We start from the raw sequence: 16,064 nt of genomic DNA on the forward strand, positions 1-16,064 counted from the left end.
CAAGACCATCCACTCGTATCAGCCATATCCCGACGCATATCAGCCCAGACCAAGATCATCGAGCTGCCGGAAACCGGAGATGTGGATCACATCCGGCGGAGCTCCTCGACCGCCGAGCGCGCCGCCTCCCCGATCGCCAAGTCGACGTCGATGCGCCGGGCCTGCAGCCGCCGCGTACGGGCGAAAACGGCAACCGCATACCGCCCCCCATCCGGATACTCGACCATCCCCGCGTCAATGTGCAGTCCGGGCAACGTCCCCGTCTTGGTCGTCACCCGCACGTCGGCCGGAAACCCTGACGGCAGCCGAGTCCAGAAGATCTGCCGCGCCATCAATTCGCGCACCATCGCGCACGCCGCCGCCGGCCCCGCCTCGTCCCGCCAGATCAGGCTCAGCAGCCGGGTTATCTCCCGCGGCGTGCTGGAAGTCGTCTGCGCCGGATCAAAGACCCGCAGCGCACGAACGCGCTCCTCCGACAGCCCTGCGAACGCGGTCGCGAATGAGGCGGCATCGTGCGCTCCCACGTCCTCGAACATCGATTCCAGCACCTGTCGAGGCCCATCGACCACCCGCGTACGGGATAACCCGAGCTCGGCCGCGAGCATGGGCACCACGTCCGGCCCGACCCGCCGCAGCAGCAGGTCAGCGGCTGTGTTGTCGGTGACCGACATGGCGAAGTACGCGAGATCGCGCAGCGACACCTCGACGTCGTCGGCGCATCCGGCCGTCCCCCAGCCACCGAGCCGGTCCGGGGCGCGCACTACCTCTCGATCGCGCGGATCGAGCTGCCCAGCGACGACCTGCCGGGCGAATTCCAGCACCACCAGGATCTTGAACAGCGACGCGATGACGACCTGATCGTCCGAGCCGACGCCGACGGAGCGCCCGGTGTCGATGTCAACCGCGTGCAGCCGAGCGTCGATGATCACGTCGCCACGGTACGCGTACGGTCGGGTGGTGGATCTTCTGAAGCAGCTGCGCTATTACCTGGCGGTGGCCGAGGAGTTGCACTTCGGGCGGGCCGCCGAGCGTCTCGGGATCGCCCAGCCGCCGCTGAGCCAGTCGATCCAGCGCCTGGAACGCGATCTCGGCGTGGAGCTGTTCGACCGGTCGCGCCGCCGGATCGAGTTCACCACGGCCGGGCGGCTGCTGTTCGACGAGGCCCGTGCCCTGCTCGCCGGTGAGGAGCGGGTTCGCGGTCTGATGCGGATGGTGCGCGACGGCACTCTCGGCACGTTGCGCGCCGGGGTTCCGCCCGAGACGCCGGCGGTCACCTTGCAGGCCCTGCTGCGCCGTCTCTCCGACGAGTTGCCGGGGCTCGATGTCGATCTGCAGGAGCTGACCACCAGTGAACAGGTGCGCCTGCTGGCCGACGCCCGTCTCGACGTCGGTGTTGTCCACCACCCGGTCGAGGCCCCCGACCTGCGTTTCGGGCCGACCACCGACGTACGCCTCGGGGTGGTTCTTCCTCGTGTCTCACCGCTCGCCGCGGCGTCCGAGCTCGCGTTCGCCGATCTGGCCGGTCACGACCTGATTCTGCCGCCGCGCGCCACCACCCCGGGCTGGCACGACCAGGTGCTCGAGGTGTGCCGGCAGCACGGCTTCACGCCCCGGCGGATCCGGCATGCCCGCAACCCGGAGTTCCTTCTGGGTCTGGTGCTCGCCGGTCAGGGTGTCGCGTTCGAACCCGAGAGCGCGACCCGGCGCGAGCCCCGCGTGGTCCATCGTCCGCTCGCCGGCCATCCGTTGCACCGCACCGCTTCCGCGGCCTGGCCGGCCCAGTCGCCGCATCCCGCGGCCGAACGTTTCGCCGAGCTCGCCGCCGAGACGCTGACCGACGCCGTGCCGTCCCTGGGCGTCATTCCGGCCGCGGACGCGAATCGCCCCTGGAGCGTGGTCTTCGACCCGCACACACGGTATACAGGGTCATGAACGACTTCGATTTTCTCGCCGGCTCCTGGAACGTCACCAACCGACGGCTGGTCGAGCGGCTCACGGGCAGCGACACCTGGGAAGAGTTTCCGTCCACCGTGGAATGCCTGCGGCAGTTCGACGGCGCCGCGAACGTCGACTTCAACGACTTCCCCACCAAGAAGATCAAGGGCATGTCACTGCGTGTGTACGATCCCGCGCGCCAGGAGTGGAGCATCTACTGGGTCAGTGACGCCGACGGGGTGCTGCAGCCCGCGGTCGTCGGAAGGTTCGAGAACGGCGTCGGCACCTTCTTCGGCGACGACACCCTGCGTGGACAACCGATCCGGGTCCGTTTCGTGTGGTCGGACATGGACACCGACACTCCACGATGGGAACAGGCCTTCTCGGCTGACGGCGGCGAGAACTGGGAAATCAACTGGGTCATGGAGTTCCGGGCCGCAGTACGGTGAGGGGGTGCTGACCGACCGCGATCGCACTCTGCTGAAGCCCTATGTGGCCATGCTGCGCCTCGCCCGCAACGAGCTGGCCGCCGCGCAACGCGCGTTCGACCAGGCCGAACGCGACCTGGCCGAGTCGAGCAGCGGCACCGACTGGCGCGACCGCATGCTCGGCGGTCTCTTCAGCGCCGACGACAGCCGCACTCAACGTTTCCGGCAGGCGCGTGGCGGTCACCGGGCGGCCGAGAAGGCGCTGGTGGCCGCCCAGGCACGGCACGCCAAATACGCGTCGCAGGTCGACGAACTGCTGGAACCGATCCTCGCCGGCAACGACCCGGGCTTCCGCAGCCGGCGAACGGCCGTGCTCGCGTGCGACAAGGCGCTCAAGGCCTGCGAAGACCTGCTCGCTTCGGCCCGCGGGAGCGAAGCCAAGCCGAAGGACAAAGACGCGGCGGCGTTCGCGAAGACCCTGCGGGACGACTTCCTGAAAGACCTCAAGACCCGCGGTCCGGCCGTGAAGCGCCTGGTCGAGCGGGCGGCCTCGGCGGTCGGGGAGGCGACGGGCGAGCCGGTCGGGCCGGTCGCGCTCGAGTTCGACGTACGCCTCAACAGCCGGCTGAACGCGACGATCGCCGACCTGAAGAAGTGGCGGGCGCGGGCCGACGAGGTTCGCGCCGGCGCGCTGCAGCAGGCCCACGACGAGCTCTAGGAGACGACCGCCCGCGCCACGGCGATGGCGAGCGGCGACCGATCCGTACGCCAGACGTGTCTTTGCTCGTAGGGCCAGGCGTAGACCGGGAACTCGTCGACGCAGAGCTCGGCCAGGCGGGGTTCGCCCAGGTCGGCGGCGGCGTGCGAGTAGAGCTCGGGGATGCGGGGTGCGATGACGCCGTAGTCGACGATGCGGGAGAGGTAGTTCTCGTCGGCCAGGACCTTCTCGATGCCGACCTTGGGGAGCGGATATTCGTCGGGGAGCACGTCCTTGAGCGAGAGGAACAGGTCGGCGCCGCGGCGGCGCGGGTCGCCGAGCAGAGGACCGAGGAACGCCAGGCGACCGAGGGCCAGCCGGGGGCGTACGAGAAGGGCGTGGGCATAGAGAACGCGGAGCAGCGCGACGTCCATGAAGAAACGCTCGAGCGGCCCCTCCCCCGCCACCAGGTCACGATGCCGCAGGTAGCCGTCGACGATGCTCGCGTTGTGGGCCTGATACCAGTGCTCGGGCGAGGGCGCCTTCAAGAAGACCAGCCAGTACGAGACCCCGCGCGAGCTGGCGTCGCCGGGCGCGCCGTTGAAGAGCAGGTCGGCCTCGGCCGCGTCGCGCAGCAGGCCCTCGTTCACGGCCCGCCACCAGGGGCTGCCGCCGGTCGCTCGCAGAACACCGCAGCGGATCTGCCACTTCATGAAGGCGATCTCGGCCCGGCGGTAGGCCCGGATGCCGGGCCGGTCCTCGTAGAAGGCGGCCGCCAGGCGCAGACGGTCCCCCGGGTCGTCGCGTACGGCCGCGACCATCTCCCCGGCCCGCGCGGCGGCTGACCTTGTCATTCCTCGGAACATAGAACGGCCCGCGACCCTTGGAAAGGGCCGCGGGCCGTATTCACGAGTCAGCCGACGCCCTGCTGCGCGTCCTTGTGCACGTGAACGCCGGCGCCGAGCTCGACGATCTGCGAGTCGGTGAGCCCGACGCCCTGCCAGACCTGGACGATCAGCCAGATGCCGGAGGGCTGCTTGAGCCACAACTCCCGGCCGGTGTCACCGTCCTGAGCGGCCGGAACCTTGCCGTCTGGGGTCTCGCCCGGCAGGCTCTTGAGCAGCACGCCGCCCTCGACCTTCTTACCCTCGCGTGACGGACCGTTCTGGTCCTTCGACTCGAGCATGATGGCGACCTTGCCGACGAACGAGTCGGGGTTCGTGTCGCTGCTGTTCTTCGGCGCCAGCGTCAGGTACCCGGTCTCGCTCGCCTCGATCGAATAGCCGTCCGGCACCTTGTCGACCGTGAAGCCCTTGGGCTGCTCACCCTGGTAGGCGACGAGCTGGACCGACGCGGTGGCGGTGACCCGGTCGTCCGCGGGGGCACTCGGGGTGCTGGTGGCGACCGCGATCGCGGCGGCCAGCGCGGCCACCCCGAAGGCGGAACCGGCCACCGACTGAACCACCCGGCGGCGGCGCAGGGCACGGCGGCCGCGGGTCAGGTCGGCGTCGGCCTGGTCGCCGGAGACGGCAGGCATCGGCCCGGCGATCTCGTTGAAGTGGTCACGCAGGTCGGTCATGGGGTGGCTCCCTGGGGCATGAGGGTGGGCAGGGCGGTGCGGAGACGATCCAGGGCCCGGGCCGTCTGGCTCTTGACGTTGCCCTCCGAGCAGCTCAACGCGTCGGCGGTGGCGGCCACGTCGAGGTCGTAGAAGTAGCGGAACACGACGGCCGCGCGCATGCGGGGTGGCAGTTCACGCAGCGCCTGCTTCACGGCCTCACCGGCGGCTCCGGCGCCGGACGGCAGATCGCCGGCCACGTCGGGCAGCTCGGCCACGGTTTTCTCGCGGCGCCGCCAGATCCGCCGCTTCTCGTCGATCAACGCGTTGACCAGCACGCGACGCACGTAGCCGTCCGGGTTGTCGGCACGCTGGAAGGCCGGCCAAGCGACGTACAGCTTGGTCAGCGTCGCCTGGACCAGGTCTTCGGCCAGGTGCGTGTCGCCCGCGGTCAGCAGGGTCGCCGTGTGCAGAAGGCGAGGTCGCCGGCTGACCACGAAATCGTGGAACTGCTCGTCTCGCTCGGTTCTGCCCGAGCCTCGGTCTCGTCTCACACCCCGATGACGATCGCGGTCGCGGCGCGGTTGCATCCGACCATCATCCGCGCGTCAACAAGCCACGAGGCTGCGGCCCTTCTTGCTCGTCCACGAGCACGAGTCCACCGTACGACCGGAAGCGTCGCGCAGCTCAGCGGCGTCACCGGTGTTGTTCCAGACGTAGTTGCCGCTGTTCCAGAAGACGTCGGTCGTGCTCGGGCGGCCCTTGCCGGTGTGCAGCACGACGCGGGCCCCGTTGCCGCGCAGCGTCAGGCCGCCGAACGTGAACGTCTTGCCGGCGTCGTCGCGCACGGTCCAGCGCCGCAGGTTGACGGGTTGGACGCCGGTGTTGACTACCGAGATCCACTCCTGGTTGAGGCTGTCGGGGCTGCGGTTGTCGGCACCGGGCGAGTCGTACTGGACGCTGTGGAAACGCACGACCGGAAGCACTTCGGCGCCGGCCGACCCCGGGGCGATCAGTCCACCGAGCACGATCGCCACCACACCCAGAACAGCACTCAATCTGCGCATATTTCTCCCTTATCGGGCCCAAACGAAGTCGGATTTGCGCTGATTATCGCCATAGGTGGGTCGCGGAAGCGGGCGGATCGCGCAGAGATCCCCCTGTGGATAACTCAGGCCGGTTGTCGGTCGAAGTCGCTAACGTGGACCCCACTCCCGGGTGGGTGGGCCGGGTAGGAGCCAGTAGCTCGACAGTGCGGCGCCCGGGGTCGCCTCAGCTTGGCGGGAGCCAGTTGCGTCAGCTCTGCTTGGCGCGGCCAGCCGCGTCAGGCTGTTGGCCAGGCGCAGCTGCGTCAGCTCTGCATGGCGGACCAGCCGTCAGCTCTGCATGGCGGACCAGCCGTCAGCTGGCCCGGCTGCCCGGCTGGGTCAGCTCGGGCGCGCGAGGGTCGGCTGCGGCTCGGCCTCGTCGGGGGTGGGGCGGCGGCGCAGGCCCGCGGCCCAGACGGCCAGGCCGAGAGCGGGCAGCACGGCCGCCAGCAGGCAGGCCCCCGTCCAGCCGAAGCGGTGGTGCAGAGCGCCGGTCAGGGCCGAGGCGACCGCGCCACCGGCGAAGACCGTGGTCATGAAGACGGTGTTGATGCGGGCCCGGGCATCGCCGCGCAGGGCGTAGATCTCGTGCTGGCTCATGACCTGGTGTGACTGCACGGCGAAGTCGAGCAGCACGCCGGCGATCGCGAGCACGACGACGCTGCGATGCCCGACCGCGGCCGTCACCGCCATCAGCGACGCCAGCGTGAGTGCCCCGCCGCTGGCCAGGCGCCCATGACCGCGGTCGGCGATCTTGCCGGCGACCGGGGCCGCGAGGGCGCCACCCGCGCCGATCAGGGCGAAGACGCCGACCTGGGCCTGACTGAAGCCATGCTCGTCGATCAGTTCATAGCCGATCGCCGTCCAGAAGGCGGTGAACGCGCCGAACATCGTGGCCTGCGTCAGCGCCCTCCGACGCAGGGCCGGCTCCTCCCGGGCCAGCGTCGCCACCGAGCGCAGCAGCGAGCCGTAGCCCGCGGCATGCGAGGGCGACCGCTCCGGCAGCATCCGGCGCAGCACCACGGCCAGCCCCACCATGAGAGCCGCTGAGACGAAGTAGATCGCGCGCCAGCCCCACAGCTCCGCGACCAGCGAAGACACCGTACGGGCGAGCAGAATGCCCAGGATCAAGCCGCTCATCACCTGGCCGACCAGCGCCCCACGCTGAGCCGGCGGGGCGAGATGGGCGGCCAGCGGCACCAGGATCTGCGCCACCACCGAGGTCACCCCGATCAGCACCGCGACGACCAGGAAGACCGTGTACGTCGGGGCGAGCGCCGCCAGCAGCAGAGCGCTCGCCGTGCCGAGCAGCAGCCGGGTGGTCAGCTTGCGGTTCTCGACCAGGTCACCGAGCGGCAGCAGCAGGAGCAGCCCGGCCGCATAGCCGGCCTGGGTGAGGGTCACCACGATGGTCGCGGCGCCCTGGCTCACGCCGAAGGTCCCGGCGATCAGGTCGAGCAGGGGCTGCGAGTAGTACAGATTGGCCACGGTGAGCCCGCAGGCAACCGCGAGCACGAAGATCAAGGAGCGACGCACTCGCGCCAGTCAACCTCGTGGTGGACCTCAACCGCCCGTGGAAGTGAGCGACTTCATCGCGGGTGGGCGGCCACGAAGGAGGCGACGTAGTCGTCGAGGCGGATCTGGGGCTGCCAGCCCAGTTCGGCGGCCTTGGTGATGTCGGCCTGGCCGCGGGTGCGCTCGCCGCGCAGGGCCGGGACCAGCTCGTAGGGGACGCCGAACATCTTCGCCACGTCGAGCAGAGGCCACTCGTGACCGGCGCCGAGCAGGTAGCCGTCGCCGGTTCCCTTCTGGGCGACCAGCACGATGCCACGCACGATGTCGTCGATGTGGGTGAAGTCGCGCGTCTGGGTGCCGGGCGACACGACCGGCAGCGGCTCGCCGTGCAGGTACTTGTCCTCGAAGATGCCGATCACCGTCGCGTACTTGCCGCTGGTGATCTGGCCCGGGCCGTAGACGTTGTAGAAGTATGTGATCGCGTAGTCGAGGCCGTACCAGTTCGCGTAGTTCTGGATGTACTCGATGTTCTTGGCCTTGGTCCACGCGTACGGGTTCAGGTTCTCGTCCTGCCCGTCGTTGCCGAACTTCGAGCTCGAGCCCGCGTAGATCAGCTTCGCTCCCGCGGCCGACGCGAACTTGACCACCTCTTTGGTGCCGAGGAGGTTGTAGTCCCAGGTCAGGTCGTGGTCCTCGAACGAGGTCACGATGCGCGAGTATTCGCCGAGGTGGAAGACGATCTCGGGGCTGGGCAGGCCGCGGTCGGCCCAGATCTTCGCCAGGTCGGCCGTCGAGCCGTCGAGGTAGCTCACCCGGGGATCGTTCACGTGGTTCTCGGGGACGCCGGTGAAGTAGTTGTCGAGCGACACCACCGCCGCCGCCGGGTAGTCGGCGAGCAGAGACTTGATCAGAGCGGAACCGACAAATCCGGCACCACCGGTGACCAGCAGTGTTTGGCTCAACGTACTTCTCCCGACTGAAGACTCCCGGTCGCACAGGCTACCAAGAGGGACCCGCCCTGCCCGAATCGTTCGAGCAGGGCGGGCACCGTTCACCAGGGAGCGGGGGCGGGCGGAGCGACCACCGGCGGACGGTCGTCGCAGGTGATGGTGTTGGGCAGCATCCACGGCGCGAGCCAGCCGTCGTTGCCGCCACGGTCGGTCACGGTGAACTCGGAGCCGGCCGGGGTGAAGCCGAAGCTGCCGCAGTTGTTGACCGGCACGGCACCGATGTTGCGGGCGTCGACGTTCTCGAAGCTCGCGCCTCCGCGCACCCGGGCGCTGAGGACACTCGTACCCGTGCCGTCGATCTTGACGTCCTTGAAGTGGACGTTGGGGATCGAGTAGAGATCCTTCACGCCCCACTCCGAGACCATCATGATCGCGTTGTAGGTGCTGTCGAGGTATTGGTCGCCGGTGACCTGGATATCGGCGTCGATGCTGCGGTCGAGCGCATAGATCCAGATCGCGCCCAGGCCGATGTTCCAGTTCAGCTCGTACGTGCCCGCGCGCACCGTGGTGTTACCGGTGATCTTCAACGTGCCGGCGAACGGCGTGGCGCCGAACCGGGACCCGGCGTGGATCGCGCTGCCCTCGCGGATCGGGTCGGCGATCAGGTTGTTGGAGACGGTGTTGTCCCGGCCGCCGTAGATCGCGATGCCGTTGGCCAGCACGGGCGTCTGCACGGTGTTGCGGTCGAACGTGTTGCCGGCGTTCTCGGTGCCCTCCGACCACATGGCCAGGCCGTCGTCGCCGGTGTTGCGGATGAAGTTGTTGCGCACGACCGATCCGGTGACGCCGGTGTGGAAGTTGAGCGCGTCGGCGATCTGGTCGACCACGATGTTGTTCTCGACCCGGGTGTTCGACATCGGCCCGTCGAACCAGAGGCCGACCTTCGTGTGCTGGATGTAGAGGCCCTTGATCGTCGAGTCGCTCATCGCGCCGCCGATGCCGTTGATCTGGTCGGTGTCGATGCGCTCGCGGACGTCACCCTGGATGGCGAAGCCGGAGAGGTGCACGTTGCGGCTGCCGCCCTCCGTTGCGTCTTTTCCGTAGAACCCGACGCTCGTGTGGGTCGAGCCGTCCGGCGCGGGCGTCGGCAGTGCGACCGTGCGGCCCTTGATCGTCGTGTACCAGTTGCCGGCGCCCTCGATCGTCACGTTGTCGACGATGATGTGCCGGTTGACCTGGAAGACGCCCGGCGGCACATAGACCTTGAGCTTGGCCTTCTTGGCGAACGCGATGGCCTTGTCGAACGCGGGGGCCGAGTCGCGCCGGCCGGTCGGGTCGGCGCCGAAGGCCAGCACGTTGGCGGCCAGCAGGTTGACGTGCGGCAGCCCGACCAGTTCGGAGTCGAGCAGGTCGATCACGGTCCACGGCACGGCCGACGACGCGGTCAGGCGTACCTTCTCGCCGGCCTTGAACGTGCGGCCCAGCAGCAGGCGCTGCTCGTCGTAGAAGTGGCTGGGCCGGAACGGCTTGCTGATCACCGGCGTCGGGGTGGTCGCGGCCGGCACGCAGGCGCACTCGGTGATCCACCAGTCCGGGTGCAGCAGGTCGGCGTTCGGGTCGTTGCTGAACGGATATTGGTTGTAGAGCCACGAATACTGCGAGGTCAGCGTCATCGTGCGGCTGGTCGAGCCGACCTTGACGGCGAGCGGGGCGGTGAGGCCGCCGCCGTTGGGAGCGTCGGGAATGCTGTAGCGGACGGTGAGCGCGTTGGCCGACTTCGGCAGGGTGAACTCGACGTACTGCCCGGGGGTGAGGCGGACGGCGGAACGGCCGGACGCCTCGGCGGGCAGGCTGTAGGCCGTACGGTCGGGGCCGATGACCGTGCCGTTGGAGCGGGCTCGCTCGGCCTCCTGCTCGAGGAACGCGACGGTGGCACCGCGTCCGGCGACGAGGGACGGATCGAGGCCGGCGCGGGTCACCGACAAATCGGGTTGAGCGTGGGCGGCAGTGGGCACCACCAGCACCCCTGCGCTCAAGGCGAGGACGGCCACCAAAGACCGTCGGAACTCCAGGAACATGGACGGACTCTTCTCTTTCGAGGGGAGCGTTCCCGCAGGCGGGACGGGCGCCGATCGGGGTCCAGTGACCATAAGATTGCTGTGAGGTAGTCCACAAGGTTCAGTCCACAGTTTTCGGCAGATTGCTCGGTGCTTACATGAAGCGCGCGCTTTCTTTCACACTCGTCGTGTCGCTGATCGCCGCTTGCAGCAACCCGCCGCAAGACCTCACCTGGTCGAGAATCAACCTGCCCGCGTACGGCCGAGTCGTGCTCACAGACGTCGCCGACTGCGGCGACCAGTGGTGGGCGGTGGGCGCGATCCAGGCTTCCGACGGCGCGACGCGACCGGCCGCCTGGACCGGCGGGCCCGAGGGTTCGTGGACACCCGTCGACTTCGCGCCGTTGCCGTCGAGCTACTACGGCCCGCTCCAGACGATCCGCAGCGTGGCCTGCTTCTCCGGCCGGGTCGCGATGGTCGGCGCGGTCCCGGGCGGCGCGCACGGCAACCCGCGGGTCAGCACGTGGCGACGACTCCCCGACGGACGGATGACCGAGAACGCGGCACCCTTCGAGACCTACGGCGGTGACGAGGCGGTCGACGTGGGCCCGATCGCCGCCGGCCCGCGCGGATTCGCCATCGCCGGCAACCGGTCGAGCGGGGCGGCGGCCTGGTTCTCCGCCGACGGCGTCACGTTCACGCTGAGCGAGAGCCGCCACGCGGGCACGGTCGCCCGCGACGTCACGTCCCTGCCGGACGGACGGTGGCTGATCGTGGGCGACGGGACCTGGCTCGAGCCCTGGGCCGAGGAAGATGTTCCGGTGTTCGAGCGCGTGGTCCGCGCCGGGGACGTCGTGCTCGCGGCCGGCGGGAGCGGCGTGTGGCGGCGGCGCGACGGTGCCTGGTCGATGGCCGAGACCTACGAGGGCATTCCCCCGAGCGTACGGTCGATGGCTGTTCTCGCCGGTCACAGCGTGATCGCCGGCAACGGTCTGCGGATCGCCGGACAGCGCCGCAACTCCCCCGGCGAGCCGGTCGCCGTGGCGGCCCGCGACACCACGCTGCTGCTGGCCACGGACGACAGCCTCTGGCACACCACCGTTCACCGCTGAGACATTTACATTCGTCGCTGCTTTGCGATGCTCGGGGCATGACCGCCCACGAGCATCACCACCATCACCACGTCGATCGCCGATCCCTGCTGGCCGCGTCCGGCGGCCTGCTGGTGCTGGCCGCCACACCAGGCACCGCGCACGCCGCGACCACCGGCGTCGCCGTCGACGGCTCCCCCAAGCGGGCCACCGGCGCCTCCCGCAGCTCGCGGATCAGCCAGGGCACCACGCTGGTCCACGCCGACCTGCACAACCACACGCTCATGTCGGACGGCGACGGCGACCCGGCCAACGCCTTCGCCTCGATGCGCTCGGCCGGGCTCGACGTGGCCGCGCTGACCGATCACACCACGCTCTTCGCGATCGAGGGGATGTCGTCGTCGGAGTGGAAGCGCGCCGGGCAGCTCGCCGACGCCGCCAACGAGCCCGGCGTCTACACCGCGATCCGCGGGTTCGAGTGGTCGCACCCGCTGCTCGGGCACGTCAACGTCTGGTACACCGGCAACTTCACCGACCTGGGCGGCTCGTCGAGCATGGGCAAGCTCTACGACTGGATCAACGGGACCGACGGGATCAGCGGCTTCAACCACCCCGGGCGCGAGCTGCTGCGGTTCAACGACTTCTCGTACGACGCGAGCATGGCCGAACAGATGGTCGGTCTGGAGATGTTCAACCGCGGCGACGACTACCTCTTCGACGGCTGGGGCGACGGGCAGAGCTCGCCCCTCAACGCCTGCCTCAACGCGGGCTGGCGCACCGGGCTGACCGGCGTGACCGACGAGCACGGCACCGACTGGGGCTTCCCCGAGGGCAAGGGGCGTACGGGTCTGTGGGTCAACGAGAACAGCCGCAACGCGGTGCTGGCGGCCATGCGCGCGCGGCGGTTCTTCGCCACCCGGGTCAGCGGGCTGCGGCTCGACGCGACCGCGAACGGCGTACGCATGGGCAGCAGTCTGCCGCTCGCCAAGGGTGACGTGCGGTTCGCCGTCGACCTTGACCGCGGCCCGGAGTGGGCCGGCAAGCCGCTGCGCCTGCAGGTGCTGCGGCCGGGCTCGCGGGCCCCGCAGGTGGCCGACGTGATCGAGACGACGGCCGGGGTGACCACCGAGTTCACGGTGCCGCTCGACCTCGCCGACGGATCGTGGGTCGTGATCCGGGTGTCCGACCCCGCTCAGGCCAACGCCTCCCCCGGCCCGGCCGGGCATCCCTGCAACGACTGGGGCGTGGCCTATTCGAGCCCGTGGTGGCTGACCGCCTGATCGGACGACCTCGGACGGACCAATCCCGGGTGGTCGTTGCGCGATTCCCCTGATCATCGGGCCCGGCCTTGGCATGCTCCACGAGTGAGCGCGCCTCGTCACCACCACCGTGTCAGCCGTCGATCCCTGCTGGCCGGCGCCGGCGGGCTGCTGGTGGGTGCCGCTCCGAGCGGTGCCGCCCAGGCCGCCGGACGCCGGACCTCGCGGGTCAGCCGGGGCACCACGATGGTCCACGCCGACCTGCACAACCACACGCTGCTGTCGGACGGGTTCGGCGAGCCCGAGCTGGCCTTCGAGTCGATGCGCACGGCCGGCGTGGACGTGGCCGCGCTGACCGACCACGCCACCGACGCGGCCTTCACCGGGCTGACCCGGCACAAGTGGAAGAAGCTGGGCAAGCTCGCCGACCACGCCAACCGGCCCGGCGACTTCACCACGCTGCGGGGCTTCGAGTGGTCGCACTCGCACCTCGGCCACATCAACGTCTGGTACACCGACGAGTACGCCGACCTGCACACCGCGGGCGACACCGACCAGCTCTACGACTGGCTTCTCGGCACCGCCGGAATCGCCGCGTTCAACCATCCCGGCCGTCAGCGCCAGCAGTTCAACCACTTCGCGTACGACCCCAGGCTCGCCGGGCACATGGTGGCGCTGGAGATGTTCAACAACGAGGACGACTACGTCTTCGGCGGCTGGCCGCGGCACCCGTCGCCGCTCGCGGCCTGCCTCAACGCGGGGTGGCGTACCGGCCTGACCGGGGTCTCGGACGACCACGGCAGCGACTGGGGGCACGACCGCGACCGCGGGCAGACGGGGATCTGGGTCGCCGCGAACACCCGGGACGGGGTGCTCTCCGCGATGCGGGCCCGGCGCTTCTTCGCGAGCCGGGTCAGCGGGCTGCGCCTGGACGCGACGGCCAACGGCGTACGCATGGGCGGTCTGCTGCCCCTGACCAGGGGTGACGTGACCTTCCGGCTCGACCTCGACGGCGGCCCGCAGACGGCCGACCTGCAGGTGCTGCGGCCCGGCACGACCGCGCCCGAGGTCGTCGCGATCAAGGCGGTGCGGCCCGGCCGGGTCACCGAGCTGACCGTGCCGCTCGACGCCCTCGACGGGGACTGGGTCGTGCTGCGCGTCTCCGACCCGACCAGGGACAACGCGACACCGGGACCCGAGGGGCACCCGTGCAACGACTTCGGCCTGGCCTATTCGAGCCCGTGGTGGCTCCACGGCGGATATGTGCGGGCCAAGTCGTCAGCTCCCGAGCCGTCCGGCCGATAAACAGCGCGTGAAACCATCGAGGTCAGAGTCCGGCACCCAGCTCGTGCACGTGGGGCGCCAGCCGATCTTCGATGCGCGCGGTGACGTAGTCGCCTATGAACTGCTCTTCCGCGGGGACATGGAGGCGGTGGCGGCGGGCCGGCAGGACGCCTACGCCACCAGCAACGTCATGATCAACGCGTTCACCGAGTTCGGCATCCGCGAGGTGGCCGGCGACCGGCTCTGCTTCATCAACCTGACCCGCGAGTTCCTGTCCGGTGAGATCCCGCTGCCCTTCGGCCCGTCGCAGGTGGTGCTGGAGGTGCTCGAGACGGTCGAGCTGGACGACGACGTGATCGCCGGCATCACCCGTCTCGCCGAGGCCGGCTATCGGATCGCCCTGGACGACTTCGTCTGGGGTTCCGGGCATGAGCAGTTGTTCGGCCTGGCCTCGTACGTGAAACTCGATCTTCTCGACGGGGAACTGGGCAACCTCGACGAGGTGGTCGCGGCCATCCGCGAGTACCCGAACATCCAGATCGTGGCCGAGCGGCTCGAGACCGAGGAACAGCTCGCGCTGGCCGACCGCTACGGCATGGAACTGCGGCAGGGGTACGCCCTGAGCCGTCCTCAGGTGCTGACGGCGGCCAGTCTCTCGCCGTCCCGCCTGCGCCGCCTCGAACTGGTCACCGCGCTCAGCGCCCCGGACGCCGACATGCCGCGCATCGTCTCGATCATCGCAAGCGACCCGGCGCTGTCCCTGCGCGTGCTGCGGGCCAGCAACTCGGTGGCCGCCGGGCACGCCAACCGGGTCTCGTCGGTGCGGCAGGCCGTGGTGATGGTGGGGCTCAAGCACATTCGCCAGTGGGCGATGCTGATGGTGCTCGACGACGTCGGCGGGGCAGCCGAGGAACACATGATCGGCGTGCTGACCCGGGCGCGGCTCTGCGAGAACGTCGCCCAGTGGTTCGGGGCGGCGCCCGACGCGGCGTTCATGGCCGGCATGATCACCGGCGTGGCCGAGATTCTGGGCATCCCGCAGGCCACCATGACCGAGCAGTTCCCGCTGGCCCCGGCGGTCGCGGCGGCCCTCACCGACGGCAGCGGGCGCCTCGGGCAGGTGCTGAGCGCGGTGAACTCGTACGAGAAGGGGGATCTCGGCACGTTCGACCTGGTTGGGCAGTACATGGACGCGGTCCGCTGGTCGACGCGCGCCTTCGACGCCTCGAACCGCGTGCCGGCCGCCTAGAGGTTCAACGGCGTCACGATGCGGACCGGTGAGGTGGCACAGCGCACCGGGCCGGGCACGGCGCCCAACGACTGCAGGATCGCCAGGCAGGCCTCGCGCAGACCGGCCCGCAGGTCGTGGTGCAGCACCGCCGAGAGGTGACCTTCCCGCAGCAGGCCGGCGTTCTCGTCGTCGAGGTCGTGGGCCACGAACACGTCGTAGTTGCGATGCGCCTCCCGGAAGGCGGCGGTCACGGCTGCGGTGCGGCCACCCTCGGGCGTGTAGACGGCGCGGATCGACGGGTTGACGGCCAGTTCCTCGCGGACCCGCCCGGTGGCCAGCACGCGCCGGTTCGGGGCGCGATTGCGCAGCTCAGCCCGGAAACCGGCGACGCGCGGCCCGGCTGACCCGACCACCAGAACGTCGCCGGCCCGATCGGCCAGCCACTGGTCGACCAGGTAGGCGGCGGTGGCTCCGGCCTCGGCGTCGTCGGGCCCGACGTGGGCCACCCGCTTGCTGGCGGGAAGGTCGGTGCCGAAAGTGATCACAGGGATCTCCAGACGGCCCACGGCCTCGATCAGCTCGGGAGTCTCCGGGGCCTGCAGAATCACGGCCTGGGTACGGGTTCGGCCCAGCTCTCGGATCGCGTCGGCGGCGGGACGGAAACGGGGACGGATCACCGCCGGGCGCAGGCCGGACAGTTCGGCGCGCAGCGCCCTCTCGACGCGGACGGGGTCGTGGACGATCACGTCCACGGTGAACGTGCGGGCGGGCAGGGGCGGACTCGAACGCTGGTGGTCCAGGGCGGCTATCGCCTGGTGGACGGCGCGGACGGTGCTTTCCCGTACGCCTCCCCGGTGGTGCAGGACGCGGTCCACGGTGGCGTGGCTGAGGCCGGCCTGGGCGGCGATCTCGCGAATCCGGTACGGATGTTCCACGCGCGCCTCCTCCGGCCTCCGTCACAGAATGAGCGG

Annotated in this window: 16 protein-coding genes; 7 read left to right on the forward strand and 9 right to left on the reverse strand. The window is 69.9% G+C overall.

The window, feature by feature from the left end:
- Window positions 1-86: 86 nt before the first annotated feature.
- Window positions 87-929, reverse strand: a complete 843-nt coding sequence (locus EER30_RS09320) for a serine hydrolase (protein WP_127499922.1) — start codon at window positions 927-929, stop codon at window positions 87-89.
- Between the two features lie 28 nt (window positions 930-957).
- On the opposite strand from EER30_RS09320, the gene EER30_RS09325 reads away from it, so the two are divergent.
- From EER30_RS09325 to EER30_RS09335, 3 genes are read left to right on the forward strand one after another with little or no spacing between them, the layout of a single operon-like run.
- Complete coding sequence (locus EER30_RS09325) at window positions 958-1,932, forward strand: LysR family transcriptional regulator (protein WP_127499923.1); 975 nt, start codon at window positions 958-960, stop codon at window positions 1,930-1,932.
- The gene (locus EER30_RS09330) at window positions 1,929-2,384 is read left to right on the forward strand and encodes a hypothetical protein (protein WP_127499924.1); all 456 of its coding nucleotides are present in this window, start codon (window positions 1,929-1,931) and stop codon (window positions 2,382-2,384) included. The genes EER30_RS09325 and EER30_RS09330 overlap by 4 nt, the downstream gene beginning before the upstream one ends.
- Before the next feature lie 4 nt (window positions 2,385-2,388).
- Window positions 2,389-3,081: a hypothetical protein gene (locus EER30_RS09335; RefSeq protein WP_127499925.1), complete on the forward strand. Its 693-nt coding sequence runs from the start codon at window positions 2,389-2,391 to the stop codon at window positions 3,079-3,081.
- On the opposite strand, the gene EER30_RS09340 is transcribed toward EER30_RS09335, so the two are convergent.
- The 7 genes from EER30_RS09340 to EER30_RS09370 all read right to left on the reverse strand — a co-directional run bounded on the left by EER30_RS09340 (window position 3,078) and on the right by EER30_RS09370 (window position 10,249).
- On the reverse strand, window positions 3,078-3,914 hold the full coding sequence (locus EER30_RS09340; protein WP_205650149.1) for a hypothetical protein: 837 nt from the start codon (window positions 3,912-3,914) through the stop codon (window positions 3,078-3,080). The genes EER30_RS09335 and EER30_RS09340 overlap by 4 nt on opposite strands.
- A gap of 59 nt (window positions 3,915-3,973) precedes the next feature.
- Window positions 3,974-4,639, reverse strand: a complete 666-nt coding sequence (locus EER30_RS09345; RefSeq protein ID WP_127499927.1) for a hypothetical protein — start codon at window positions 4,637-4,639, stop codon at window positions 3,974-3,976.
- Window positions 4,636-5,172 (reverse strand): SigE family RNA polymerase sigma factor, encoded by a 537-nt coding sequence (locus tag EER30_RS09350; RefSeq protein WP_240669907.1) that lies wholly within the window; start codon window positions 5,170-5,172, stop codon window positions 4,636-4,638. Before EER30_RS09350 ends, EER30_RS09345 begins: the two co-directional genes overlap by 4 nt.
- Window positions 5,173-5,226: 54 nt before the next feature.
- A complete protein-coding gene (locus EER30_RS09355; RefSeq protein WP_127499929.1) occupies window positions 5,227-5,685 on the reverse strand; it encodes a lamin tail domain-containing protein in 459 nt (152 codons plus the stop codon).
- A gap of 360 nt (window positions 5,686-6,045) precedes the next feature.
- The gene (locus EER30_RS09360) at window positions 6,046-7,242 is read right to left on the reverse strand and encodes an MFS transporter (protein WP_240669908.1); all 1,197 of its coding nucleotides are present in this window, start codon (window positions 7,240-7,242) and stop codon (window positions 6,046-6,048) included.
- Between the two features lie 53 nt (window positions 7,243-7,295).
- The gene (locus EER30_RS09365; protein WP_240669909.1) at window positions 7,296-8,183 is read right to left on the reverse strand and encodes an NAD-dependent epimerase/dehydratase family protein; all 888 of its coding nucleotides are present in this window, start codon (window positions 8,181-8,183) and stop codon (window positions 7,296-7,298) included.
- Window positions 8,184-8,272: 89 nt separating this feature from the next.
- Complete coding sequence (locus EER30_RS09370) at window positions 8,273-10,249, reverse strand: glycosyl hydrolase family 28-related protein (protein ID WP_127499931.1); 1,977 nt, start codon at window positions 10,247-10,249, stop codon at window positions 8,273-8,275.
- Window positions 10,250-10,386: 137 nt separating this feature from the next.
- Here EER30_RS09370 and EER30_RS09375 point away from each other — a divergent pair, with 137 nt between their 5' ends.
- From EER30_RS09375 to EER30_RS09390, 4 genes are all read left to right on the forward strand, one after another.
- Window positions 10,387-11,340: a hypothetical protein gene (locus EER30_RS09375; RefSeq protein WP_127499932.1), complete on the forward strand. Its 954-nt coding sequence runs from the start codon at window positions 10,387-10,389 to the stop codon at window positions 11,338-11,340.
- A 38-nt stretch (window positions 11,341-11,378) separates the two neighbouring features.
- Window positions 11,379-12,599, forward strand: a complete 1,221-nt coding sequence (locus EER30_RS09380) for a CehA/McbA family metallohydrolase (RefSeq protein WP_127499933.1) — start codon at window positions 11,379-11,381, stop codon at window positions 12,597-12,599.
- A gap of 84 nt (window positions 12,600-12,683) precedes the next feature.
- Entirely contained in the window at window positions 12,684-13,883 is a 1,200-nt protein-coding gene (locus EER30_RS09385) for a CehA/McbA family metallohydrolase (protein WP_127499934.1), read from the forward strand.
- Between the two features lie 7 nt (window positions 13,884-13,890).
- Window positions 13,891-15,111 (forward strand): EAL and HDOD domain-containing protein, encoded by a 1,221-nt coding sequence (locus tag EER30_RS09390; RefSeq protein ID WP_240669910.1) that lies wholly within the window; start codon window positions 13,891-13,893, stop codon window positions 15,109-15,111.
- On the opposite strand, the gene EER30_RS09395 is transcribed toward EER30_RS09390, so the two are convergent.
- Window positions 15,108-16,028: a LacI family DNA-binding transcriptional regulator gene (locus EER30_RS09395; protein WP_127499936.1), complete on the reverse strand. Its 921-nt coding sequence runs from the start codon at window positions 16,026-16,028 to the stop codon at window positions 15,108-15,110. The two genes, EER30_RS09390 and EER30_RS09395, sit on opposite strands and share 4 nt — an antisense overlap.
- Between the last annotated feature and the right edge of the window lie 36 nt (window positions 16,029-16,064).

Source organism: Actinoplanes solisilvae, assembly GCF_003999975.1.
Taxonomy (GTDB): domain Bacteria; phylum Actinomycetota; class Actinomycetes; order Mycobacteriales; family Micromonosporaceae; genus Actinoplanes; species Actinoplanes solisilvae.